Source organism: uncultured Escherichia sp. (assembly GCF_948475835.1).
Taxonomy (GTDB): domain Bacteria; phylum Pseudomonadota; class Gammaproteobacteria; order Enterobacterales; family Enterobacteriaceae; genus ECMA0423.
Genome location: NZ_CAOLGM010000248.1, coordinates 1 through 1,846, shown reverse-complemented (window position 1 = coordinate 1,846; position 1,846 = coordinate 1). Strand labels below are relative to the sequence as shown.

At 54.8% G+C, this 1,846-nt stretch carries 2 protein-coding genes; both read left to right on the top strand.

Annotation, left to right across the window (positions count from 1 at the left end; translation table 11 throughout):
• Positions 1-1,011, top strand: a 1,011-nt coding sequence (locus tag QZF50_RS23570) for an AMP-binding protein (protein WP_290389040.1), incomplete at its 5' end; no start/stop codon positions are given.
• Positions 1,004-1,846: lysophospholipid transporter LplT (gene lplT, locus QZF50_RS23565; RefSeq protein ID WP_290389039.1), on the top strand; the 843-nt coding region annotated here is incomplete at its 3' end. The genes QZF50_RS23570 and lplT, both read left to right, overlap by 8 nt.

The window sequence follows — 1,846 nt, the reverse complement described above, 5'->3', positions numbered from 1 at the left end:
GTCCATAGCCATAAAAGCATTCTGGCGAATGTCGAGCAGATTAAAACGATTGCCGACTTCACCACCAACGATCGCTTTATGTCGGCGTTACCGCTGTTTCACTCCTTTGGGCTGACGGTAGGCCTGTTTACGCCACTGCTCACAGGTGCAGAAGTGTTTCTTTATCCAAGCCCGCTGCATTACCGTATTGTGCCGGAGTTGGTGTATGACCGCAGTTGCACCGTGTTGTTCGGCACTTCGACTTTCCTCGGTCACTACGCGCGTTTCGCCAACCCGTATGACTTCTATCGTCTACGCTATGTGGTGGCAGGCGCAGAAAAACTACAAGAAAGTACCAAACAGCTTTGGCAGGATAAATTTGGCCTGCGCATCCTTGAAGGCTACGGTGTGACCGAATGCGCGCCTGTCGTTTCTATCAACGTACCGATGGCGGCGAAACCCGGTACGGTAGGGCGTATTCTACCAGGAATGGATGCGCGCCTGTTGTCGGTCCCTGGTATCGAAGAGGGCGGACGCCTGCAACTGAAAGGGCCGAACATAATGAACGGCTATCTGCGGGTGGAGAAGCCAGGTGTACTGGAAGTGCCCACCGCCGAGAATGTTCGCGGCGAAATGGAGCGCGGCTGGTATGACACTGGCGATATTGTGCGTTTTGACGAGCTGGGCTTTGTGCAGATTCAGGGCCGCGCAAAACGCTTTGCCAAAATTGCAGGCGAAATGGTGTCGCTGGAAATGGTGGAACAACTGGCACTTGGTGTTTCGCCAGATAAAGTCCATGCCACTGCGATTAAGAGCGATGCCAGCAAAGGCGAGGCACTGGTGCTTTTCACCACAGATAACGAACTGACGCGCGATAAGTTGCAACAGTATGCCCGCGAGCACGGCGTGCCGGAGCTTGCTGTACCGCGCGATATTCGCTATCTGAAACAGATGCCATTACTTGGCAGCGGCAAACCTGACTTTGTCACGTTGAAAAGCTGGGTAGACGAAGCGGAACAACACGATGAGTGAGTCAGTGCACACTAACACTTCGTTGTGGTCGAAGGGGATGAAAGCGGTTATCGTGGCGCAGTTTCTCTCTGCGTTTGGCGATAATGCCCTACTGTTTGCCACTCTGGCGTTACTGAAAGCGCAGTTCTATCCGGAGTGGAGCCAGCCCATCCTGCAAATGGTGTTTGTAGGTGCTTACATTCTTTTTGCGCCGTTTGTCGGGCAGGTGGCGGATAGCTTCGCCAAAGGCCGGGTGATGATGTTTGCCAACGGCCTGAAGCTGCTGGGCGCAGCCAGTATCTGCTTTGGTATCAATCCGTTTCTCGGCTATACGCTGGTGGGTGTTGGTGCTGCAGCCTATTCACCGGCGAAATACGGTATTCTCGGCGAATTAACCACGGGTAGTAAGTTAGTGAAAGCTAACGGTTTAATGGAAGCTTCTACCATAGCGGCGATTTTGCTCGGTTCCGTAGCCGGTGGTGTGCTGGCTGACTGGCATGTCCTCGTCGCCCTGGCCGCATGCGCACTGGCCTACGGTGGTGCGGTCGTTGCCAATATCTACATTCCCAAACTGGCGGCGGCGCGTCCGGGGCAGTCCTGGAATCTCATCAACATGACCCGCAGTTTCCTGAATGCCTGCACCTCGCTATGGCGCAATGGTGAAACGCGTTTTTCGCTGGTGGGCACCAGTTTATTCTGGGGAGCGGGTGTCACGCTGCGTTTCCTGTTGGTGCTGTGGGTACCGGTGGCGCTGGGCATTACCGATAACGCTACGCCCACCTATCTCAACGCGATGGTAGCGATTGGTATCGTGGTTGGCGCAGGTGCGGCAGCGAAGTTCGTTACGCTGGAAACC